The 22,484-nt window shown below is 54.0% G+C and carries 16 protein-coding genes; 7 read left to right on the forward strand and 9 right to left on the reverse strand.

Annotated features, from left to right (window positions below):
* Window positions 1–47: 47 nt before the first annotated feature.
* Together H6G13_RS16665 and H6G13_RS16670 are read left to right on the forward strand one after the other, a co-directional pair.
* Entirely contained in the window at window positions 48–908 is an 861-nt protein-coding gene (locus H6G13_RS16665) for an EamA family transporter (RefSeq protein ID WP_347277495.1), read from the forward strand.
* 232 nt (window positions 909–1,140) lie between these two features.
* A complete protein-coding gene (locus tag H6G13_RS16670) occupies window positions 1,141–3,102 on the forward strand; it encodes a serine/threonine-protein kinase (RefSeq protein ID WP_190484731.1) in 1,962 nt (653 codons plus the stop codon).
* A gap of 33 nt (window positions 3,103–3,135) precedes the next feature.
* Here H6G13_RS16670 and H6G13_RS16675 read toward each other — a convergent pair whose 3' ends face one another.
* The 4 genes from H6G13_RS16675 to H6G13_RS16690 all read right to left on the reverse strand — a co-directional run bounded on the left by H6G13_RS16675 (window position 3,136) and on the right by H6G13_RS16690 (window position 6,079).
* Window positions 3,136–3,858 carry a DUF1995 family protein gene (locus H6G13_RS16675; RefSeq protein WP_190484734.1) on the reverse strand — a complete coding sequence of 241 codons (723 nt, stop codon included), beginning with the start codon at window positions 3,856–3,858 and terminating at the stop codon, window positions 3,136–3,138.
* 7 nt (window positions 3,859–3,865) lie between these two features.
* A complete protein-coding gene (locus H6G13_RS16680) occupies window positions 3,866–5,035 on the reverse strand; it encodes a cysteine desulfurase family protein (protein WP_190484736.1) in 1,170 nt (389 codons plus the stop codon).
* Window positions 5,036–5,166: 131 nt separating this feature from the next.
* Window positions 5,167–5,379 carry a hypothetical protein gene (locus tag H6G13_RS16685; RefSeq protein ID WP_190484738.1) on the reverse strand — a complete coding sequence of 71 codons (213 nt, stop codon included), beginning with the start codon at window positions 5,377–5,379 and terminating at the stop codon, window positions 5,167–5,169.
* A gap of 127 nt (window positions 5,380–5,506) precedes the next feature.
* On the reverse strand, window positions 5,507–6,079 hold the full coding sequence (locus tag H6G13_RS16690; RefSeq protein ID WP_190484739.1) for a TetR/AcrR family transcriptional regulator: 573 nt from the start codon (window positions 6,077–6,079) through the stop codon (window positions 5,507–5,509).
* A 344-nt stretch (window positions 6,080–6,423) separates the two neighbouring features.
* Here H6G13_RS16690 and H6G13_RS16695 point away from each other — a divergent pair, with 344 nt between their 5' ends.
* A complete protein-coding gene (locus tag H6G13_RS16695) occupies window positions 6,424–10,299 on the forward strand; it encodes a diguanylate cyclase (protein WP_190484741.1) in 3,876 nt (1,291 codons plus the stop codon).
* 15 nt (window positions 10,300–10,314) lie between these two features.
* On the opposite strand, the gene H6G13_RS16700 is transcribed toward H6G13_RS16695, so the two are convergent.
* Window positions 10,315–12,144 (reverse strand): protein phosphatase 2C domain-containing protein, encoded by a 1,830-nt coding sequence (locus H6G13_RS16700; protein ID WP_190484743.1) that lies wholly within the window; start codon window positions 12,142–12,144, stop codon window positions 10,315–10,317.
* A 192-nt stretch (window positions 12,145–12,336) separates the two neighbouring features.
* On the opposite strand from H6G13_RS16700, the gene H6G13_RS16705 reads away from it, so the two are divergent.
* The gene (locus H6G13_RS16705; protein ID WP_190484745.1) at window positions 12,337–12,771 is read left to right on the forward strand and encodes an NfeD family protein; all 435 of its coding nucleotides are present in this window, start codon (window positions 12,337–12,339) and stop codon (window positions 12,769–12,771) included.
* A gap of 76 nt (window positions 12,772–12,847) precedes the next feature.
* A complete protein-coding gene (locus H6G13_RS16710) occupies window positions 12,848–13,828 on the forward strand; it encodes an SPFH domain-containing protein (RefSeq protein WP_190484747.1) in 981 nt (326 codons plus the stop codon).
* Between the two features lie 222 nt (window positions 13,829–14,050).
* Here H6G13_RS16710 and H6G13_RS16715 read toward each other — a convergent pair whose 3' ends face one another.
* Complete coding sequence (locus H6G13_RS16715) at window positions 14,051–14,440, reverse strand: hypothetical protein (protein WP_190484751.1); 390 nt, start codon at window positions 14,438–14,440, stop codon at window positions 14,051–14,053.
* A 119-nt stretch (window positions 14,441–14,559) separates the two neighbouring features.
* Between H6G13_RS16715 and queA the strand changes: the two genes are divergently transcribed.
* On the forward strand, window positions 14,560–15,741 hold the full coding sequence (gene queA / locus H6G13_RS16720) for a tRNA preQ1(34) S-adenosylmethionine ribosyltransferase-isomerase QueA (RefSeq protein WP_190484753.1): 1,182 nt from the start codon (window positions 14,560–14,562) through the stop codon (window positions 15,739–15,741).
* An 809-nt stretch (window positions 15,742–16,550) separates the two neighbouring features.
* A complete protein-coding gene (locus H6G13_RS16725; protein ID WP_190484755.1) occupies window positions 16,551–17,225 on the forward strand; it encodes a hypothetical protein in 675 nt (224 codons plus the stop codon).
* Between the two features lie 137 nt (window positions 17,226–17,362).
* On the opposite strand, the gene secG is transcribed toward H6G13_RS16725, so the two are convergent.
* The 3 genes from secG to H6G13_RS16740 form a co-directional block, all read right to left on the reverse strand.
* The gene (gene secG, locus H6G13_RS16730; RefSeq protein ID WP_190484757.1) at window positions 17,363–17,608 is read right to left on the reverse strand and encodes a preprotein translocase subunit SecG; all 246 of its coding nucleotides are present in this window, start codon (window positions 17,606–17,608) and stop codon (window positions 17,363–17,365) included.
* Between the two features lie 97 nt (window positions 17,609–17,705).
* Entirely contained in the window at window positions 17,706–19,304 is a 1,599-nt protein-coding gene (gene gpmI, locus H6G13_RS16735) for a 2,3-bisphosphoglycerate-independent phosphoglycerate mutase (RefSeq protein WP_190484759.1), read from the reverse strand.
* Between the two features lie 761 nt (window positions 19,305–20,065).
* Window positions 20,066–21,763, reverse strand: coding sequence for an ABC-F family ATP-binding cassette domain-containing protein (locus tag H6G13_RS16740; protein ID WP_190484761.1), 1,698 nt, complete (start codon window positions 21,761–21,763; stop codon window positions 20,066–20,068).
* Window positions 21,764–22,484 lie beyond the last annotated feature (721 nt).

Below are 22,484 nucleotides of genomic sequence, written 5' to 3' on the forward strand. Positions count from 1 at the left end.
GGAGGATACAGTCAAAGCCAGGGAATTTTTGCTTGAAGGGGGCTTTTGTGTTGGTTCCAAAGACTCAGTTGACGCCGTCGCCCATTGTCTTGGTGATGACCTCTATCGCCTCGACTCAGTTGGGAGCGGCCATTGCCAAGGGTCTATTTGCGATCGCAAGTCCAATGGGCATGGTGAGTCTGCGGGTAGGGTTTGCGGCTTTGGTGCTGCTGCTGCTGTGGCGGCCCCGCTGGCGTGGCCATGCTGCCCGTGACTATGGGCTGCTGCTGCTGTTTGGGCTGTCTCTGGCGGCGATGAATGCGATGTTTTACTATGCGATCGCTCGCATTCCTACCGGGGTTGCCGTTGCCCTAGAATTTTCGGGGCCTTTGGCGGTGGCGTTGATTCATTCCCGGCAACGCCTGGATATGGTTTGGGTTGGCTTTGCGGCAGCCGGCATTGCCCTGCTGGCTCCGGTGGAAGGATCGACGCTCGATCCGGTGGGGGTGCTGTTAGCGCTGCTGGCTGGGCTGGGCTGGGGCGCATACATACTCTTCTCAGCTAGAGTGGGGCAGGTGTTTCAGGGAGGCGATGGGCTGGCTCTGGCCATGGGTATTGGGGCTGTTGTGCTGCTGCCCCTGGGCGCTGCCGCCGATGGGCTGACCCTGCTGCAGCCCAAGCTATTGCTCTTAGGATTTGCCGTCTCGATGCTGTCTTCGGCTCTGCCCTACTCCCTAGAACTCTCTGCCCTGCGTCGCATGCCGCTGAACTTTTTTGGGGTGCTGCTCAGTTTAGAGCCTGCGATCGCATCCCTCATTAGCCTTCTGGTGCTTGGTGAAGTGCTGACACTGCGGATGACGGCTGCTGTTTTGCTGGTAATGGTCGCTGCTATTGGGGTAGCTCAGACCCAGCCGCCTCAAGCAAGCTAGCTGCTGACTCAATCTAGGCCGTCGCTGAGATGGCTGCTCTTAGAGTTCAGCGCCCTGCACAAGTAGAGTCATTGTTACGAATGGCAAGATAGGCTCCGGAGCGTGGAACACTTGAGTACAGGGAAGCACTCTACCGCTAGCAATGAGCCTTTGTATCAACCCGCAATGCCCCCAGCCCAATCATTCGGAAAACAGCCTGAATCGCTACTGTCAGAGCTGTGGTTCAGATCTTTTGTTGCAGGATCGCTACCGAGTGATGCGGCTGATCAGCAGCCAGAGTGGTTTTGGTAAGGTCTACGAAGCCTACGAAAGAAACATCCCCAAAATCCTCAAAGTTCTGAAAGAATCTCATACCCTTAACGCCAAAGTGCTGGAACTGTTTCAGCGTGAGGCGATGGTCTTGAGTCGGCTGAACCACCCCGGTGTGCCCCAGGTAGATGTAGATGGCTACTTTGTTTATGCCCCCAAGGGCAGCCATCAGCCGCTCCACTGCATCGTCATGGAAAAGATCGATGGCCCCAATCTAAAGCAGTGGATGGTGCAGCAGGGAAACCATACCATTGGCGAACAGCAGGCCCTGCTGTGGCTAACGCAGCTAGCTGATGTGCTGCATCTGGTGCATCAGCAAAACTACTTTCACCGCGACATCAAGCCTGAGAACATCATGCTGCGCGGCAGCGGCCAGCTGGTGCTAGTGGACTTTGGCGCAGCACGGGAAATGACCGAAACCTACCTGGCCCATTTGGGAGCCAGCGGCATTACCACCGTTAGTTCCGCTGGATACACGCCGCCTGAGCAAGAGCAGGGACAGGCCGTACCCCAGTCTGATTTCTATGCGCTGGGGCGAACGATGATCTATCTGTTGACAGCCAAAAACCCCAGCGACCCGACTATTTATGACTCTCGCACCAATGCCCTGAACTGGCGCATTTATGCGCCGCAGATTTCTCAAGGGTTCGCTCACTTAATTGATGATCTAATTGCGCCTAGAGCCATCGATCGGCCTCAGACCACTGAGGAAGTCTTGCAGCGGCTCATGGCGGTGCGCTCTGCCCAATCTCAGCCGCCGCCGATCATGGTCGAGCCAGTTACGGTACCCGAAATGCCCTCTTGGCCGACGACGACGCTGGGAAACTCCCCTGAGGCAACTCAGCCGCAGACGACTACTCAGATTGAGCAACCACTGCAAAAGCGGTGGATATGGTCAGGTGTGGCTATTCTGGCCCTGCTGATTGGGGTGCCTGCTGTGTGGTCGGGGGTGTTGCGATCGCGCGATACGACTCCATCGGCTTCTCAACCGGCTCCGGTGCAAACGGTATCCCTAGCTCGGACCTTGGGGGAACACACAGGGCCAATCAAGGCACTGCTGTTGGTCAATGGCAACACCCTGATTAGCGGCGGCGTAGACAGGAAAATTCTAATTTGGAACCTAAACCAGGAAACGCCAGCGCGGATTTTGGAAGGACATAAAAGCGTTATCAATACCCTAGCCCTCAGCACCGATCAGCAGACTCTCTACAGTGCAGGGGCTGATCAGGACATCTTAATTTGGGATATTGCTTCAGGGCAGCTCAAGCAAACTTTGCCATCGGCCCACGACAGCCCAATTAACGCTCTAGCTATCAGCCCTGACGGCAAAATCTTGGCTAGCGGCAGTGCTGATGGCATGGTGAAGCTGTGGGATGCTGAAACTGGAGAACTGATTGAGCAGTTGAGAGAGCAGGGTCCGCTCGTCAATACGCTTCTGTTTAACCGCAATGGGGAGTCTTTAATTGCCGGGGGGGCAGCCCTTGAGACCTGGAACCTTCAGACTCAAGAGGAGACAGAATTCCAGGCTAGCCAGAATTTTATCAACAGCTTAGCGACCAGCCCCGACAACCAAGTTCTGATCAGCGCTAGTGCGGATAAGACAGTTCGCTTCTGGGATCTTGCCACCGGAGATTTGGTCGATACTGTGACCGCACACGATCGATCAGTCAATGATGTGGTGGTCAGCTCCAACAGCTTGACGTTTGTGACTGCTAGCGCTGACGGCACCCTGGTAGTTTGGGATATGGATTCAAGGCAGCCCATAGAGCGGCTTCACGGGTTTGACTCTGATATCTACCGCTATGTGGAAGGCCCCGCACAACAGGTTATTACCACCGGCGGCAGTGACAACACGGTTAAGGTCTGGCAAAAATCTTCCCCGTAGAAATGAAAAAGTTGAAGCGAGAAAAAGGCTGCTCTACTGACTTAAGGCCCGAAGAAAGCTCTGCAGCTCTGCTAAAAATCCGCCTTTGCGTCGTTTGACCGGAGCTGCTTCGTCTTCGGTAGGCGCGACTTCTCCAAACAGAATGCGGTCTAGATCTTCACCGGATGGCTTTTGGGGCATTTCAGCCACCAATTCGTGGCCCTCTGCCGTTTCTCGCCAGACCTGCCAGGGGCCGGGGTAACTCCGCAGCAAAACTGCCCCTTCTAGGGGGCGCAGGTAATAAACCTGTTCCAGCGTGCTCAAGAAGCGTTCCCGCAGCTGCCGTCCGGCGTAGCCAATGCCAATAATCGCAACATCCTCTAGGCGCGGGTTGAGCATAATCACGGGTCGTCCGCCTGCCTGAGTGCACATTTCTTCTACGGCGTTGACTTCCACCGCAGAGGGATCCACAAACAAAAAGGCTTCGTCTTCTGGCTCAATCTGCCCTTTGAGTTCGCCAATAGCCCGCACACTAAATTCTGGGTTGTCCCAGTCACGGCGGGCTAGCGCAGCAGCACCAGCATCGGGAAAGTAAACCTTAAAGGCCAGCCCCAGCTCCTGCAGGACTGGGATGTAGGCCTCGGCTACCGGCATCGCCTTCAGCTCTGGGTAGACTAGCTCCACCAGTAGGCGCGGCACGCCATCTTGAAAGGCGATGCGAGTCGCTGCCTTGGCCTGTGCGATCGCATCTTCTAAACTTGTTGGCAGTCCGGTCATACCCTAACTATCCCACCTGCGAAACGGTCAACTCGTTCAGCGACCGGGCCAACACCTGCCGCAGCACCACAGCCGTCCAGTCGATATCGGCTTCTGTGGTGTGCCGTCCGAGGGTGAGGCGAATGCCGCACTTAGCGGCGCGATCGCTATAGCCCATCGCTTTGAGAATAGGGCTAGGGGCTAGCTTACCACTGTGGCAGGCCGATCCGGCACTGATCCCGATCCCGGCCAGGTTCATCTGCCGTACCAGGGTTTTGCCGCTGACTTGCTCCCCATCGGCAGCCCTGATGCAAAAGCTGACGTGGTGGGGCAGGCGCTGACGACGATCGCCCGTAATCGCCAGTTCGCAAACATCCGCTAGTTGGTCAAAGAGCCGGTCCCGTAGGTGAATAAGCCGCAGCGTCTCGGTCGGCAGCTCATGGGCGGCTAGCTCGGCAGCAATGCCGAATCCGGCAATACTGGCTACTGCCTGGGTACCTGAGCGCAGCTTAAACTCTTGGCCACCTCCCCCAATCAGTGGCACCAGCTCCACCCCAGGCCGAACGTAAAGGGCACCCGCTCCCTGAGGCCCGTACAGCTTATGGCTAGAGAGAGACACCAGATCAACGGGCAGCGTCTGTACATCTATCGGCAGCCGCCCAGCTACCTGCACGGCATCGGTATGAAATAGGGCTCCGTGGTCACGGGCAATTTGGCCTAGCTCCTCAATTGGCTGTAGAGTGCCAATTTCGCTCTGGCCGTAAATGCAGGAAACCAGCACTGTATTGTCCCGCAAGGCGGAGCGCAGGGCCGTAGGATGTACCCGTCCGGCAGCATCCACCGGAAGCCGGGTGACTTGCCAGCCAGCTTGCTCCAGCCGTTGGGCCGGTTGCTCAATGGCCGAATGCTCAATGCTAGAAATAATCAGGTGTTGGGGGTGGGAGTAGCGATGGGCTACTCCCCAGATTGCTAGATTGTCGGCCTCGGTGCCTCCCGCTGTAAACACAATGGAGTCCAGTGGGGCCTGCAGCAGTCCGGCGACCTGCATGCGGGCCTGCTCTAGCACCGTAGCCGAGCGATTGCCCCACTCATGCAGGCTAGAGGGATTGCCCCACTGCTCAGTCATGACTGCCTGCATGGTTGCGATCGCTTCCGGGCGCGGTGGCGTGGTGGCGCTATAGTCCAGGTAAATTTGCATAGTTCCCAGTGCCGGACAGAGTAGAGGGGCCAATAATTGCCCAAAACCGATCCTAACAGGGAGTTCTGAGCTTAGGCTGAATGGTTTGTCCAGACAGCCTACTAGCGCCGAGGTTCAATCTGCTGCTGAACTTAGTCTTCCGAGTTGCCGCTGTCATGGGGGCGCTCCAGCGCAGGCGGATGGACTTCGGCCTCCTCTGCGCGGTGGGCAGCGTTGTTCATCATCACCTCGGGCAGTTCCTCCTGGGGTGCGGTTGAGGGATCAGATGCTTCTCCCACAATTCCAGCCGCGTTAACGTTGGGCTTATCTCCTGATCCTTTATGGCTTGCGTTTCCACCTGGCATGGTGAATCCTCCAGTGTGCGGTTGCTTTAGGGTTGATCCCAGATTCGAGCTGGGATATTTCAGCTTAAGCCGCGTCTATAAGCCCTGGATCTGTCGTCAGGAGCGCCCGGTGCATCCGTGGGGCAGATTAGGCAGCAGTCAACTGACCCAGCAGGTAAGGTGCGATCGCATCCCACTGCCCAATTCGATCGGCTGCCAGCCGGCACCGCATCTGGGTGCCCTGAAGACTTGCGAGCCAGCTCTGGGCCATCATTTCCGGTGAGCTGTCTGCCCTAAAACAGCCCGTTGCCTGTCCGGCGCTAATCACTTGTCCTACCCACGATTCCAGTTCGCTATAAAACTCTCGCACCTGGCTCTGGACTGCATCAGGCAGCGTCAAAAACTCTGCCGACAGCACAGTACAGAGGCAAAGCCCGTCTGCTGTTAGCCCCTGCCGATATAGCTGCAGCACCTGAGATAGCCGCTCCCACGGAGACGCTGTCGCCTGCTCAATCGCTTGGAGCTGCCGCCGCATCTCGCGTCGATAACGCATCACTAGCTTGCGGCCCAAATCTGCCTTACTGGGAAAGTAGTAGTGAATCGAAGCTTTACGGATTTTGACCTGCTCCGAGATGTCAGCATAGCTAAAAGCGTTGTAGCCGCGAGTTTGTGTTAGCCGCTGGCCAACCTCAAGGATCGAATAAGACTTATTGAGACGCATACTTTCCCGATGCCTACAATATCTACCTACTAGTAGGTAGATATTTAATCACAAAACCCAGATACAGGTAGATCGAATTTTTAGCCCTGCTTGCTTAGCAAATAAATAAGAAGTGTTGTTTGAAGACCCAATCGGGATCTGAAGTCAGAGAATCTGCCCCTTCTGCCCCCTGTCTCTTGCCCGCTGCCTTCTCTCTTCTACCCCTCGCTCGCTTCTATAAGTTTCATCTCAGAAGCGTGATTAATACTACAGTTGTTCCCACTCTGGATCTATGGGAGAAAGCTTTGGAGTAGCTCTGCCTTTGATAAGGCTAGCTGCCCGCTCAGCAGAGGAGCACAATTATTATGCTTAAGCACGTGCAGCACCAGGATGAATTATTACATCAGATTGCAGACTGTTTTAGAGATGGCCTAGATCTGCGAGCAAGCCTGCAGCGAATTACCGAATACGTGAGAAGTTTCCTCGACGTTGACCGGATAAAAATTTATCAGTTTTCACCAGACGATAGCGGACAAGTCATTGCGGAAGCCCGCGCCGATGAACGGCTGCCCTCTTTGCTAGGGCTACATTTCCCGGCCAGTGATGTGCCCCCTCAGGCCCGGGCAATTTTTCTAAAAGCTCGGCAGCGGGTAATTGTCGATCTGCTGTCAAAAAAAAAGACGCTAATTGCCTCTGGAGTTCAAAAATCACGGGTCAAGCTGGGTTCGGATGATATTCGCTATGCGCCGGTTGATCCCTGTCATGTCCAGTATTTGCTCTCGATGGGAGTGTTGTCGTCTCTCACTGTGCCGATCGTACATCAGGGCAACCTGTGGGGGCTCTGTGTGGCTCACCACAGCGATCCCCATCATTTCTCAGAGCAGGAACTGCAGACGGTGCAGCTGTGGGTTGATCAAATTTCGGTGGCGCTCTCTCAGCACAATCTAGTGCAGCAGGTGCAGCAGCAAGCGCAGCAGGAGATGCTGCTGCAGACCCTGACTAACCTAATGGGGCAACAGGTTCCGGCTGCCGAAAACTGGGTTCTAATTCTGGAGAAGCTAGCAGAAGCTTTTTCGGCGCAGGGGTCTCGGCTACACCTGCTGCCCAATGTTTTAAAGGATGGATCAACTACATTTACCTACGGCGTGCAGCCTGCGGTTGAGAACTTAGAAGAGAGTAGCCTGTGGCCCATTCTCTGTGCTGCTTTAGAGCCTGTTAAGGAACTCGAAACAGAGCCCACTCATTATTCAATCGAGACAGAGCCGGACAGTGAGGAGCCAGGTTACCTGCCGCTGCCTCATGTTCTGACGGATTGGCAGCAGGATGAGTGCAAGATTTTGAGCACTGCCTTTGAGGAACCGGGTATTGAGTTAGTCATGGTGGTTCCCCTCAATGCTCGGGATCAGGCGGTGGGGTATTTAACGCTGTTCCGACAGGCGCAAACTGTAGAAGTTTCCTGGGCCGGACAAAAAAGCCACGACCCTCGCAACGAGCGCCCCAGAGAATCCTTTGCTGCCTGGCTAGAGCATTACCGGCAGGTGACTCCCTGGACGCCAGCAGACCTGCGACTAGCTCAGGCGGTGGGGCTGTACCTCTATATGGGCCTGATGCAGCACTGGGTTAGCCGGGTAGTCCACCATCGTTCTTCTCATGATGTCTTGACTCAGCTACCCAACTGGCTGTTGTTTACCAAGCAGCTTGGTCTGGCGCTGCTGCATTGCCTGCGAGAAGGAGATATTTTAGCGGTCGGTATTTTTGATCTAGATCGCTTCAAAGGCATTAATGAAGCGTATGGCCATACCTTTGGCAACTATCTCTTGCAAAATGTAGCCGAACGCCTGCAGCAATCTTTACAGACTCTGGCTCCTAGCCCTCTAGGGAATCTGCCCGTTTTTCTGGCTCGCTGGCATGGAGATGGCTTTGCCCTACTGTTTCCCCACGTGCAGGGCACAGCGGATGTAAACCGACTCAGCCAAGCGCTAGTAGAGTGCTTAAAAACCCCATTTCCCCTCCAGGGCGAGGAGATTTACTTAACGGGCAGCCTGGGGATTGCTGTGGCCCCCTATGACGGTGATTCGGTCGATACGCTGATTCAGCACGCTGAAATTGCGATGTATCAGGCTAAGTATCTGGGCCGCAACACGTATCAAATTTACTCTCCAGCGATGGGAGCTGGCAGTCTGCTGCACCAGGGGATCGCCAATGATCTCTATAAGGCGCTTGATCGGCAGGAGTTTGTGCTCTACTACCAGCCTCAGTGGGATCTGAAGACGCAGCGTGTGGTGGGGCTAGAAGTGCTGATTCGCTGGCAGCATCCACAGTTGGGGCTAGTGTCGCCGGGGCAGTTTATTCCGATTGCAGAAGAGACCGGGCTGATCAAGCCGATTGGCGAATGGGTGCTGCAAACGGCCTGTGAGCAGTACCGGCTCTGGCGATTGGCTGGTCTACCGCCGGTTCGCATTGCGGTTAATCTTTCTGCTAGTCAGTTTGCCTCAGATAGTCTGGTGCCGTTTATCCGCCAGGTGCTGCAGGAAGCTCGAATTAATCCGGGGGAGCTGGAGCTAGAAATCACTGAGGAAACGGCAGCTGGAGATATGGCTCATACGGTTAGCCTCCTGAATGCCTTGAGGGATCTGGGTATTCACATTTCCCTAGATGACTTTGGCATGGGCTATTCCTCCTTGAGCACGCTTAAGCATTTTCCGGTCGATACCCTGAAGATTGATAAATCCTTCGTTTTCAATGCGACCAGTGATGAGAGCGATGCAGCCATTGTGAAAACGATTGTGGCGCTGGGTCACGGGCTGAATCTGAAGGTGTTGGCGGAGGGGGTGGAGACGAATGATCAGATGGACTTTTTGCGTAGATTGGGGTGCGATCGCATTCAGGGCTACCATGTCTGCCATCCGCAGCCTAGCAGCGCGATTTTTCAATGGTTAATTGACCAGTTTGCTCAAAGCAGTGTTGAGCCATCCTCCTATTTTCTGGCTTCCTCCGAGGCGCTATCTGCACCTGAGAAGACGGCTGTTCACGAGAGCAGTAGAGGTACTTCGATGGCCCAGGGTGGGCGGCTGCCTCAACTGTTAGCCAGTGCCCCCTTGCCTGCCCAAAGACTCGATCAAAAGATTGTCAATGCATCTTCCTCAGAACTTGCTGCCAAAATTTTGGAGTATGAGCAGCTCAAGGGGGAGATGGAGCAGCAGCTAAAGCGAGAACGGCTGGTTCGCACCATTACCGAGAAGATCCGGCAGTCCCTCGATATCAACGATATTCTCTCAATCACTGTCAACGAGGTTCGTTACCTGCTGAAAACCGATCGAGTCATCCTGTTCCAGTTTAATGATGACTGGACAGGGCAGGTAGTGAAAGAATCGGTTGCGCCCAACTGCCTGTCGATTGTGGGAGAAACTATCGACGAGCCCTGTTTTCGAGATCGCTATGTCAAGTACTATCGTCAAGGCCGGGTGCGGGCCATTGACAACATTCAGGAGGCGGGCCTGGCCGAGTGCCATCTCAACCTATTGGTCAGCTACGAGGTGAAGGCCAACCTGGTAGTTCCCATTGCCTACCAGGATCAGCTCTGGGGTCTGCTAATCGCCCACCACTGTCAGGAACCACGCCACTGGTCACAGCAAGAGCTAGAGCTGCTTAGCCAGGTGGCCTCTCAGGCTGCGATCGCAATTCACCAGGGTCAGCTATATAAACAGCTAGAAGCCGCCAACCACAATCTGCAGCAGCTCTCTACTCAAGATGGCCTGACCGGGCTAGCCAATCGAACCCGGTTTGACGAGCACCTGCGGCAGGAGTGGCAGCGGCTAAAGCGAATTCAGGCTCCCCTGTCCCTCATTCTGTGTGACGTAGACTGCTTCAAGCTGTTCAATGATACCTACGGTCACCCCAGAGGCGATCAGTGTCTGCAGCAGGTGTCTGGGATCTTAAAAGACTCAGCTTGTCGAGCTGCTGATCTAGCCGCTCGCTACGGCGGCGAAGAGTTTGCCCTAGTGCTGCCAGAGACTGATTTGGAGGGGGCTCTGCAGGTCGCTGAAAAAATCCGCCAACGGCTTCAGGATTTGAGCATTCCTCACCACAGTTCTGTGCATCAGCGGGTGACGCTGAGCCTGGGCGTAGCCACACTGGTGCCAACTGAGCAGGGCAATCCTCAAGCCCTCATCCGAGTTGCTGATGAACACCTTTACCAGGCCAAACACGCAGGCCGTAATCAGGTCTGTGGCCCGGCTTAACCCCGTTTAGGTTTCCTAAGGCTCGTTTTGGCTTGGCACTGGGCCAGGGTTTGGGTCTGCCGGGGGACGCAGCAGGGTCAGCAGACTAAACGCCCCGCCCACGACTATCACTGCAGCCAGCAACCAGACCCACCAGGCAATAGAGCGAGGTTTTAGAGCGCCTGCTCGATCTGCTGCAGCGCCGTCGTCCGAGTCGGCGGGGGTTTCGCCATAAAGGAGGGCGCGGGAGGCTGCCGTCAGCTCGGTTTGAGGCCCCTCAGGCCGATCCATAACTTCGGTTGATAGGGCAACTGGAGTTTTGGTCGTGGCCTTAAAGTGCATCAGCACCACAGCGGCATTGTCATGCCCATTCTTCTGGTTCGCCAGCTCAATCCAAGAGGCCACGGCAGACTCTAGCGAAACAATGTCTTTGACAATTAGGCCAATGTAGTTGGCCCAGGCATCCTCAACCCGGTGGTAGTCGCTCAACCCATCAGAGCACAGGAGCAAAACCCCAGTTTCATCGACAATAAACCGCTGAACAAATGGATGCAGATAATCTGTGCTGCGCGTACCCACGGCTTGAGTTAGGGCACCGGCATCGGGGCGCTCTTGGGCAATTGACCACAGCTGCCGTCCGGCAATCACCTCGCGTCCGGCAATATCGTGGTCGACTGTCAGCAAATGACAGTAGTCGGGGGTAATCCAGTAGGCCCGGCTATCGCCTACGTGGGCAATATAAAGTTCATCTACCCGCATCCAGCCCTGCTCGGTTTCAATGCGCTGGGGCACCACCACCGCCATTGCCAGAGTCGTACCCATGCGCTGTCGCTCAGCCCGACTCTGGTTGTCGTTTTGATGGTTAATCACGTCATTGACGATGCGAATGACGGCTTCAATCTGCTGCTTGATTATCGTGGGCGGCAGCACCTGAGATTCTTCCTGAGCTTCGGTCAGTAAGGCCCGCAGCTGTAGCTGTAGAGACTGCACCGCGAGCTGACTAGCGACTTCACCGCCAGCATGGCCCCCCACCCCATCGCAGACAATGCCCAAGCAGGGAGCCCCACTGTCTATAGCGGGCTGGTACACGCCGTCAGGGAAACAGGTGTCTTCATTGCGGGGTTGGGTAGGCCCGGCGCTGGTGGCTCCAGCCAGAGAAACCCGTACCGATACTTGGGCGGCTTGGGCCAGAAGGAGCTGATTTAAACGCGCGGTAGCCTGCTCTAGCCAAGTGTTGTCGCTGCCCTCGCGGCTTTGGCTGTGCAGGCTTCCTACAAAATCGGTTAGCGGTTCTACCATAGTAGGATGGGCCGATTGGGCTAGGGGCTGCCAAACCTCAGCCAAGGCCGCGATCGACTCCGGCTGCGGCTGATGGCTGACTAACTCCTGCAGCCGAACTCGCCAACCCTCGATCCGCACGTTGTCTCTTTTCAGCAAGCTGTTGGCGACGCCTAACTCTGACAAGACTGGCCACAGCTCCCAAATTTGCCAGAGCCAGTGAATCTGCCGCACGGGACTGGCCTCGGCCCAAGCGGTCTCTAGAGATGGCAGCAGCTCACCCGACTGGGGATGGATGGGGCTGTTGTCTAGCAGAACGATAGGCGCAATGCCGGAGCCTTCTAAAATGCCGTATACGCCCGGAACGTGTAGCCGGTAAGGATGGGCTTTGAGATAGGGTATCGCTCGGGGCGGCAGCGTGTCGGGCGCAGGCGGACGCAGCTCCGGCTGGGTGTCTAGCCAGATGTGGGGAGCGATGACCCGGAAGCGCTGGCCAACCAGTTCATTAACGGGAAGCGTCTCGATCCCTTCGCCCAACACCCACAGGTAGGGCTTGTACCGGGAGGGTAAGCGTTCGGGACGATTCATAGTTACCTTCAAACCCCTGGTGTTGCCTTAAGACAATCAGGATCAGGGCTTGTCTCCCTCACCCTGAAGATAGATTAATCGTAGTGGATATCGGTATCCCCGTGGGGCATCCTCCCTACAGAGCCTCTGCTTCCTACGGAATTGCCGATCCAGCCTGTGTAGTTCCTCTCTAAATGCGCGATCGCATCCGTCATGCTTCCTATCACCCCCGCCCTGTTTTGGCTTATTGTGGGCACCGCGCTCTGCCTGATGGAGCTCCTAATCCCCACCGCCTTTGTAGAATCCACCCTGGGCATCAGTGCCTTTATCGTGGCGTTGCTGAGTCCGCTGGTGCCTCAGTTTAGTCTCCAGGTTGGGATCTGGATGGTGTTTTCCCTGATTTTTATCTTTTCGCTGCGGTATTTCGTGCCCAAACGGACGCCCTACATTCTGGCAGATGCGACTGAAGCTCGCACCCTGACAGAGATCCCGCCAGGGGAGGTGGGGCGAGTGTTGTATGAGGGCAATTCTTGGCAGGCCCGCTGTGAAGATGAGACGGTTGCGATCGCGCCCAATCAGATGGTCATGGTCGTCCGGCGGCGCGGCAACACCCTGTTCATCATGCCCGAAAACATAATTCAGTCCTGACGGCGGTCCATCGGTTGCCGGCTGTGTCTAGGTGCCAACGCTACCTTTTCCCTCCCCGTTAGACAGGAGTAAATCAATGGGAGATTTGTTTGGTCTGCTGGTTGTGCTTGTGCTCGGTGGCTCAGTTGCCGCCAACTCCGTCAAAATTGTCAACCAGAGTGACGAGGCCCTGGTAGAAACCTTGGGCAAATACAACGGCAAAAAGCTCACCCCCGGCCTCAACTTTACCGTTCCCTTTATTGATCGCGTGGTCTCCAAGCAGACCGTGCGGGAGCGGGTGCTAGATATTCCGCCGCAGCAGTGCATCACCCGAGACAACGTCTCGATCAGTGTTGATGCGGTCGTCTACTGGCGCATTGTGGACTTGGAGAAGGCCTACTACAAGGTTGAGAATCTGCAGTCGGCGATGGTCAATCTGGTGCTTACCCAAGTTCGCGCTGAAATGGGCAAGCTAGAGCTAGACGAAACTTTTACCGCTCGCTCTGAAATCAACGAACTTCTCCTGCGAGAACTAGACATTTCCACCGATCCCTGGGGGGTCAAAGTCACCCGTGTGGAGCTGCGTGACATTGTCCCCTCCAAAGCAGTCCAGGAGTCTATGGAACTGCAGATGGCGGCTGAACGGCGCAAGCGGGCAGCAGTTTTGACCTCCGAAGGAGAGCGAGAAGCCACTGTCAACTCCGCTCGTGGTCAGGCCGAGTCGCAGATTCTAGCTGCCGAAGCCCGGCAGAAATCCCTGATCTTAGATGCCGAAGCCGAACAAAAGGCGATTGTCATGAAGGCTCAGGCAGTTCGACAGGAGCAAGTCTTGCGGGCGCAGGCCACCTCAGAAGCAATGCAGGTCATCAGCAAGGCCCTCCATAGCGATCCCACCGCCGCCCAAGCGCTGCAGTTTCTGGTTGCCCAGGGCTATCTGGAGATGGGGCTAAAGATCGGCAGCAGCGACAGCAGCAAAGTAATGTTCATGGATCCCCGCAGCATTCCAGCAGCTCTTGAAGGAATGAAGGCCATTGTTAGCAATGGAGACACCCCTTCTTATCCGGGCAACCTGTCCTAGGTATTAATGCTGAGGGAGTCTAGGCTGTTGGGCTCTCCTCAGCATCTAAGCGCACCCAACAGATTCCTAGAATTTCTTAGGCGGAGTTCTCAAATGGAAAAGGACAGGCTCAAGCCTGTCCTTGTTTTCTACTTTTTTAGGTGTATTTCCTATCAGGTGGCCCGAGCTTCAGGTCGGCTCAAAGCGATCGATCCCCTGCCTCAGATCTCCTGCTGAAGTTACCTAAGCCAGGGTTTCTGGGCAATAGCCCAAGCCCATGACAAACTGGCGGCGAAAGGCTTCGATTTCATCCCGGTCGGGCCGACCGTGGGAGACAATAGCAACCTGGTAGCGGCGCATAACATCCACCGGGGATTGACCTGTTTCTAGACCCCACAGAGCCATCCGCACCCGGATGCCGGGATCATGGGAAATGCCTAGTTCGTTGAGAAAGGCTCTAAAATCTTCAGCGTCGTAGGAGTCAACAACATCGTGCAGCTTGATGCGCAGAACCCACCCATCGATTTGGTGAATAACCGTCATGAAGTCGAGTGGAAGCCGTGGCGTACCCAAAAGATGCTCGACCACCCGAAGGGTCAGGCTGGCATTGGCGAGGTAATAGGTATATTCCATCATCTAACTTCTGGTGGTGCTACAGTTTCTATTGTCCTGGCTTACACAGTATTTGGTTAGGGGAGAAGTCCCCGTTCTGGTCTGGGGGTATCTCCCTATTTCTAAGGATAAAAGTGGCAATGGGCGGATCAAATCATCCTGAAATCGACCGTGAGAATACTAACCCGGCTATCATTCAGCGATTGGATAGCTCCCCTCCAGCCCCCTCCGGTAGTGCTTCTCAGCATTTTCCCGAGAGCAACTACTCGCTAACTGGGTATGAATACGACCTGCCGCCCGAAAAAATAGCACAGAACCCGGTAACCCCCAGGGATCACTCCCGGCTGCTGGTGGTAGACTCTCCAACTACCTATCAGCACCGCATCTTTCGCGACCTGCCCGATCTGCTGCGCCCGGGAGATCTATTAGTGCTCAACAATACTCGCGTCATCCCGGCTCGGCTCTATGGCCACAAAGCTAATGGATCCAGTGCTGTCGAGGTTCTGCTGCTGGAGGAACAAGCCCCTCAACGGTGGTCAGCACTGGTGAGACCTGGCCGTCGGCTCAAGCCCGGTGCCACTATTTACTTTGGTGGAAGCTGGGATGCCCCTGAGCTAGTTGCCCAAGTGATTGAGACCGATCCCGAAACCAGTGGCCGCATCTTGGAGTTCACGGTGCCTTCAGGAGAGCCTCTCGACAGCGTGATTGACCGTCTGGGCCAAGTGCCGTTACCGCCCTATATTACTGACAGCCAGGCGGCCCCAGATCAATACCAAACGGTTTATGCTCAAGCGGCTGGAGCTGTAGCTGCCCCGACTGCCGGCCTACACTTTACAGATGAACTGCTGGCCCGCTTAACTTCGCAGGGCATCGACCACGTCTTTATTACGCTCCATGTTGGGGTTGGCACTTTTCGCCCGGTGGAGGTGCAGGACATTACCACTCACACCATGCACAGCGAGTGGATAGATGTACCGCCTGAAACTGTGGAGAAAATTCAGCAGGTAAAGGCCAAGGGGGGGCGCGTTATTGCCGTGGGGACGACGGTAACTCGAGCCTTGGAAGGCGCAGCTCAAACAGGACAGCTAATGCCCCTACAGGGGAAAACCAACCTTTTCATTTATCCAGGCTACCGCTGGCAAGTCCTAGATGGGCTGATTACGAACTTTCACCTGCCGGGATCAAGTCTTTTGATGCTCGTCAGTGCGCTAATCGGTCGAGAGCGACTGTTGAAGCTATATCAGACGGCGATTGAGCAAGACTATCGGTTCTATTCATTTGGAGATGCGATGCTGATTTTGCCAGGAGCAGCTCGGGCTTAGCTAGCGAATAAAGGCCCTAGTTTTGTTGAAAACGGTATTAAATTTTATTCAAAGGGACGTATTCTCGTAAAATGGCTGAGTCTCTTTGGGACTAACACGCTAAGCTATATGTAAGCTTTTGGAGCGGTATCGACTGTCTAAAAATTCTTCCTAAAAACGCTATTTCGGCCTGCGTTAGCTGTCTGTATAACTTCTTCTGCAGCTAGCCTTGGTTTTCTCCAATTTTGAGTATCTTTTGGATATTCGCTTGGTAATTCCCGGAATGTAGTGGCTATGGCCAGTAGCGTTTATAGCGAGAAGTACTGAGCAGCCTTTCATTTCTTCTAGGGTTTGCTCGCTTTGCAGAAAGTGCAGCTTTAGTCTCAGGCTGTATCGATTGGCAGGAACTCTTAGGGATGATTTGTCTTCTCGAAAGAGAAGGCTATCCTCAACGAGATTTTCCTTGGCAAAATCCTGTGAGTGTTAAGGATAGCTCCTTACCGCCTACAGGTAAGGCCTATGGGTAAGCTGATTGCGATCGCAACCTGAGATCCTATCTCAATGAGATGCCGCTACGAGATGTCATAAAGGGTGGGCCTTGCCCATCGTTATCGTAATAATCTCGCTGGCAATTTTGAGGCGGTTGCTACTGTCCTTCAAATTCCGTCAGCTACCTGCGGGTAGCGCTTCTAGGAAATTGACTAGGTAGCTTCGTCTTCCCTTCCGTTCCTGTTAGATTTTGTTCCTGTTAAATCGTCTTCGGCAAAAGGTTGCCCGTTCAACTGGTGCCGTTATTTAATCTGCTGACCTCATGTTCCCCGGCAAGACCCATGGGTAAGCCTGTGTATCATCTTCTTTTATCCGGACTCTTAACCGCTGTCAGCGCCCTCAGTTTGACAGCTTGCCCCCAACGTTCTCTGTTAGTTGGGGAGGTTACCTACCAACCTCCAACCCTTTCCACGCCAGAAGCCTCAAGTTCACCTGCTCGCCTGGCTCAGTCTCCGGCAGCGCAAGTAGAGCCTGATGCTGCGTTTGAAGTGTGTGCTGACCTACCAGGCTGGCACCGATCCCCAGAGACAACTCACCTCAAACAGCTTCAGGAAATGCCTCGGTATGGCAGCGCTATCGACAGCGAACCCTTAAAGAGCCTGCTGCAGGATTTTTGGAGCCATCAGGTCTTCTCCTTTACTACCTATGGTCTCAGCGCTCGAGCGGAGCCTATCTACCTGTCTGGAGTATGGACGGCTTTAGACGACATCTGGAGCTGTTATGACGGCAGTCAGCCGGAGCAGATCAACAATGGGGATCGAGCTGAAGTTTGGCTGATCAACCATCAAGCTGTGGACTTACAGTGGTCAGAAGGCCGCTATCTTCTGACGGTTGAGCCTAGCGGTAGCGGCCTTCAGTTTATTCAGTTCGATCGCCAAGAAAGTTCTGATGCGCTGCCCTTAGTTGTGATAACAACCAATGGAGAAACCATAGAGGTGTTGTCGGGAGATTGGTAATTCCCGAGAAGCTGACTTGGGTTGCTCCTTCCTATCGCACCTACGACAAAGGCCACCTCTGTTAGCGGAGGTGGCCTTTGTCGTAGCGTTCGAGAATAGAAATTCAGAGCTAGTTAATTTAAGTCTGGTACAACGGCTTAGCCTGCTGGTGGAGCATCTAACCAACCTGCACTCAAAATGACTGTTAACCCCATAAATAATACTGTGAGAGTCCAGGTTACGCGGTTAAGGGTGGTTTCGGCACTCTTAGTACTGGTAAAAAGCTGAGCTTGCCCACCTAGAGAGCCCAGGCCATCTCCCTTAGGACTATGGAGAAGCACCATCACAGTCAATCCGACTGCCGAAGTGACCCAGATAACCTGCAAGATTGTTGTCAGCGCCATAGTCGTTAAAGAATTAGCAGCTCATAAAACATGGATGATCCGGAAGAGACCCGGCTCAAGATCACTATCATAGCTTAGAGTACGCCTGCCCTAGGAGCTACAGAGAGAGCCGAATTGGCGTGCGGTTGGGGCGAACGTCTAGCTCTATGGGCGCGAGCATAGATCGCCCGGTCATCTCGGGGGGCTGGGGCAGCCCCAGGATTTGGAGAACAGTGGGTGCAATGTCCGCCAAACGACCGTCGGAACGCAGCAAAACTTCCCCGCCATAGTCCGGAACTTTTAGCTTTTCGCCCTCAACCAGAATAAAGGGCACTGGATTGGTTGTATGGGCTGTCCAGGGCTTGCCGTTCTCATCGCGCATATACTCCGCGTTGCCGTGGTCAGCGATGATGATGAGCGTGCCTCCGGCTTTGGTAGCAGCTGCTATGAGCCGGCCTAGCTCTGTATCCACTGTTTCTAGGGCGGTTACGGTGGCGTCTATCTTGCCTGTATGCCCAACCATGTCGGGATTGGCGTAGTTGATCACAACAAAAGAGTAGATGCCTTTCTCAAAAGCTTTAATGGCCGTGTCTGTAACTGCTTTGGCTGACATGGCGGGAGCCCGGTCGTAGGTGGCCACCATGGGGCTGGGGATCAGCTCACGATCTTCTCCGGGCAGGGCCTCTTCTAAACCGCCGTTGAAGAAGTAGGTGACATGAGCGTATTTCTCAGTTTCAGCTGTACGAAACTGCTTGAGTTTGTGCTGGGCAATGACCTCACCCAAAATGTTGTTGAGGTTTTGAGGCTCGAAAGCAACCCTGACTGGAAAATCCGAGTCGTATTGGGTCATGGTGACAAAGGTCAGAGGCGAGATCATCTGTCGCTCAAAGCCGTCGAACTTGGCATCGACAAAGGCCTGGGTCAATTGACGGGCTCGATCAGGCCGGAAGTTGAAGAAAATGACGCCATCGCCAGGTTCAATGGCACCAGAGGCTAGCCGTATAGGTAGGAAAAATTCGTCGGTGATCTCGGCTTCATAGGAAGCGAGCAGAGCTTCGGCTGCCGTTTGGCCCGTGCCAGGGCCGTCTTCCACCATGATGCGGTAAACCTTTTCCACCCGATCCCATCGGTGATCTCGATCCATCGCGTAGTATCGCCCGCTTAAGGTGACGATGCGGCCAAAGCCAGTTTGGTCAAGATGATCCTGAAGTTTTTGGAGGGTCTTGTGGGCTTCGGTGGGCTTAGTATCTCGGCCATCGGTAATGGCGTGAATACAAACTGTTTCGATGTCTTGGGCTTTGGCCATGTCAAGCAGGCCAATTAGATGAGATAGGTGAGAGTGAACTCCACCCTCTGAACATAGACCTACTAGATGGAGTTTGCTGCCCTCGTAACGAACGGCTTGACAGACTTCTAGGAGGGCAGGATTTTCCTGAATGGTGCCCTCTTCTACCGCGTCAGAGATGCGTACCAGTTCTTGGGGTACGATTCGGCCTGCGCCAATATTGAGATGGCCGACCTCTGAGTTGCCCATTTGGCCATCAGGAAGCCCTACATCTTTGCCCGAAGTTCGAATTAATGTATGCGGATACGTCGCCCATAGGCTGTCCATCACAGGAGTCTTCGCAGCGGTGACAGCATTGCCATCGGCGTCTTCCCGATATCCCCATCCGTCGAGGATGACTAGCACCATCGGTGGTACAGACGCTTGATTCATGAGTCAAGAAACCTTGTGATTGTCGTCTAGTGTTCAAAAATCATACCATTCAGCCTGAAAGGCGAATGGAGGGGCCAGAGCCATTTTTGACCGGTAGGCACGCAGTTAGTTACCACAGTATTCAGCGTCAGCGCTTCTTGTAAAGAGGCATACTCAACGCCTTATCTGGGCTTTAATCTGCAGTTGAGTCAGAAAAAATAGCTGTAAGAGCGGGAGGTTGGCCAATACTTTATCAGGTAGATAACCCTCTACTGCGATCCCGCCGCTATAGGTTGCAGCAATCGCAAGGTAGAAAAAGTACGAAAAGTGGAACTTTTTAAGTAGAAGTTGAATTTAAGGAAGCTTGCAGTTGTCTAAAAATAGCACACCATGAGGGGCCTTATGGAGCCGATGCCCGAGTTTTCATTGGGGCCATTTCGTTGCCATCGCTCTCGCTCGCTTCTGTTGTGAAAGCAGGGGACCAACCCAGCGGAGAACGGCGATTATAGCCAGTTTTGGAGATCTGCTGAATGCTCAGTAGCCCTAGCAGAAGCCTTATAAACTGCTTTTACTGACAGCTATGACTCATCAGAGTATGTCAGGTCCAGCTAACTTTAAGTCTCTCCTCAAACAGCCGTACTAAAATCAAACGCTATATCTAGAAGACTCGGCTCAGGCAAACTCTAAATACAGAATTGATTATCAAAGCCTATGAAACTTATAAGACGCGATTAAGGTGCAATAACACTTTTTTCTCCTTAGCTAGATTGACAGTTAGTGGTTTAGGCTTTTTTCTTCTCCTGCTGTTTCTGGCGCTTGGCCGCTGCTTTAGCGGCCTTTTCGGCCTCTAGGGCAGCTAGTCGGGCAGCTTCTTGTTCCTCAGCCAGCTTGTCTAGGTAGTAGTGGTAGTCTCCATTGAATAGTCTTAGTTCGCCATCGCGGATTTCGACAATCTTGTTGGCAACTTGAGAGATAAAATAGCGGTCGTGAGAGACCAGCAGAGCTGTACCGTCGTAGTGCTGTAATGCTTCTTCCAGCATTTCTTTGGCCGGAATGTCGAGGTGGTTGGTAGGCTCATCGAGAATTAGCAGATTGGCCGGACGCAGCAGCATTTTGGCTAGAGCTAAGCGGGCTTTTTCGCCGCCGCTGAGGGCCTGAACCTGCTTGAAGACGGTATCGCCACTAAAGAGAAAGCGGCCCAAGATGGTGCGGACTTCCTCATTGGTCCACTCGGGTACTTCGTCATGAACGGTGTCTATAACGGTCTTGGTGAGGTCTAGCGCTTCCGCCTGGTTCTGCTCAAAGTAGCTGGGGATCACGTTATGCTGACCCATTTTCACTGCGCCTTCGGTCGGAGCTTCTAGGCCAGTAATCAAACGCAGCAGGGTGGACTTGCCGGAACCGTTGGGACCAAGGAAGGCAATGCGATCGCCTCGCTCGATCAGCAGATTTGCGCCTAGAAAGAGGATCTTTTCATCGTAGGTGTGGGTCAGATCTTCGATATGGACGATTTCTCGGCCACTGCGGGGAGCAGGTGGAAAGCGAAAGTGAAGGGTTCTGATGCTGCCATCGGGAGCCTCAATCCGATCAATCTTCTCTAGCTGCTTCTCTCGGCTCTTGGCCTGGGTGCTGCGGGTGGCGCTGGCCCGAAATCGATCGACAAAAGCCTGTTGTTTGGCAAGATCCTTCTGCTGCCGTTCAAAGGCGCTGAGCTGAGCTGCTTTGGTTTCGGCCTTTTGCTCTAAATAGGTGCTGTAGTTGCCCAGATAGGTGCTGGAGACGCCTCGCTCGGTTTCTACAATCTGAGTGCAGAGGCGATCTAGAAACTCTCGGTCGTGGGAGACAATCACCATCGGCGTGTTTAGCCCTTTTAAGTAGCCTTCTAGCCACTCGATGGTTTCTAGATCCAGGTGGTTGGTTGGCTCGTCTAGCAGCAGCACATCGGGCTTTTGCAGCAAAATTTTGCCTAGACCCATGCGCATTTGCCAGCCGCCGCTAAATTCGCCAACTTTGCGATCGCCATCTTCCGACACAAATCCCATTTCTGGCAGGATTTTCTCAATGGTGGCTTCTAACCCATAGCCGCCCATGCCTTCAAAGCGACGCTGAAGCTTGTCTAACTGAGTGATGAGACGCTCTAGCTCTTTGGGGTCGGCAGCTTCCATGAGATGAGGAAGGTAGTGCAGCTTCTGCTGCACCTCGTTGGCTTCGCTGAAGACCGTCCAAAACTCTTCTCGCACTGTGCGATCGGGATCGACCTCAAATTCCTGAGATAAGTAGGCAATCTTTAGATCGGTTGGGCGGATGATGGCCCCAGCGGTTGGCTCCATCTCTCCTGAAATAATCTTGAGCTGCGTCGATTTGCCTGCACCGTTGACGCCAACTAGGCCAATGCGATCGCCTGGCTTAACCTCCCAGTTGACATCCTTGAGCACTTCCCCAGTGGGATAGATTTTGCTGATATTCTCCAGGCGCAGCATGGGCAGCTCCAGACAAATAGGGACACTTTATTAAAGTTAACCCAAGGATGGGCCAAGTCTATGCATCTCTGTCCATTCGTTGATCTATTTGGTCCAATAGCTGGAAATCTGGTGCCAAAGAGCAAGAATGGCCCAAAAAAGGCGAGCTCTGTATCTGCAGCCACGATAATCTCTGCTTTGGGACAGAGTGTGCAGAGTCTTTGGGGGGAAGCAGAAGTGCGATCGCACTTTGTACGATTTGTACATAACAAGTTCATATAACAAGCCGCTCCCCGAGCAGTCACTCTAGTAGTTGCTGCTTGGGGAGCCTTTTTAGGCTGCACAGCAGAAGTACGGAACTCAGGAGACCCCGAAAGTAAACTCAAGAGTTCCCTGTCTCCCATCCCGGCATCTTTCTGTCCCCGCAACTCATGCTCAGTCAGTCACCTGGATAGCAGTCTTGGAGCCGTAAGCAGACGGCTTCAAAAATAATTTCTTGGTTTCGGGAACTTTCTTCACTGCGGCTTCATCTATAGAGCAGGAGTGTGAGTTCCTGAGCGTGCCTCTAGGCATACTACGTCGTCAGCACCGCGAGTTTCATAAGTACGATGAGTTCCTTCTGGCAATAGGCAGACAGCTACTGCACACGTGAAATGGCTCTACAAGATGCGAATCTGGTCTACACTTTCCGATCAAAGTTCAGTGCTTCTACCCATCCCATTCACATGCACTTGATGAATAC

The organism is Pseudanabaena sp. FACHB-2040, assembly GCF_014696715.1.
In the GTDB taxonomy this organism is placed as follows: Bacteria; Cyanobacteriota; Cyanobacteriia; order Phormidesmidales; family Phormidesmidaceae; genus JACVSF01.

What these genes read in the sequence shown, in the direction of transcription:
- H6G13_RS16725 (WP_190484755.1), top strand. Translation starts at nt 16,551, where the DNA reads ATGGGTAAGCCTGTGTATCATCTTCTTTTATCCGGACTCTTAACCGCT.
- H6G13_RS16680 (WP_190484736.1), bottom strand. Translation starts at nt 5,035, where the DNA reads ATGCAAATTTACCTGGACTATAGCGCCACCACGCCACCGCGCCCGGAA.
- H6G13_RS16700 (WP_190484743.1), bottom strand. Translation starts at nt 12,144, where the DNA reads ATGAATCGTCCCGAACGCTTACCCTCCCGGTACAAGCCCTACCTGTGG.
- H6G13_RS16695 (WP_190484741.1), top strand. Translation starts at nt 6,424, where the DNA reads ATGCTTAAGCACGTGCAGCACCAGGATGAATTATTACATCAGATTGCA.
- gpmI (WP_190484759.1), bottom strand. Translation starts at nt 19,304, where the DNA reads ATGAATCAAGCGTCTGTACCACCGATGGTGCTAGTCATCCTCGACGGA.
- H6G13_RS16705 (WP_190484745.1), top strand. Translation starts at nt 12,337, where the DNA reads ATGCTTCCTATCACCCCCGCCCTGTTTTGGCTTATTGTGGGCACCGCG.
- H6G13_RS16710 (WP_190484747.1), top strand. Translation starts at nt 12,848, where the DNA reads ATGGGAGATTTGTTTGGTCTGCTGGTTGTGCTTGTGCTCGGTGGCTCA.
- H6G13_RS16740 (WP_190484761.1), bottom strand. Translation starts at nt 21,763, where the DNA reads ATGCTGCGCCTGGAGAATATCAGCAAAATCTATCCCACTGGGGAAGTG.
- queA (WP_190484753.1), top strand. Translation starts at nt 14,560, where the DNA reads ATGGGCGGATCAAATCATCCTGAAATCGACCGTGAGAATACTAACCCG.
- secG (WP_190484757.1), bottom strand. Translation starts at nt 17,608, where the DNA reads ATGGCGCTGACAACAATCTTGCAGGTTATCTGGGTCACTTCGGCAGTC.
- H6G13_RS16715 (WP_190484751.1), bottom strand. Translation starts at nt 14,440, where the DNA reads ATGGAATATACCTATTACCTCGCCAATGCCAGCCTGACCCTTCGGGTG.
- H6G13_RS16690 (WP_190484739.1), bottom strand. Translation starts at nt 6,079, where the DNA reads ATGCGTCTCAATAAGTCTTATTCGATCCTTGAGGTTGGCCAGCGGCTA.
- H6G13_RS16675 (WP_190484734.1), bottom strand. Translation starts at nt 3,858, where the DNA reads ATGACCGGACTGCCAACAAGTTTAGAAGATGCGATCGCACAGGCCAAG.
- H6G13_RS16685 (WP_190484738.1), bottom strand. Translation starts at nt 5,379, where the DNA reads ATGCCAGGTGGAAACGCAAGCCATAAAGGATCAGGAGATAAGCCCAAC.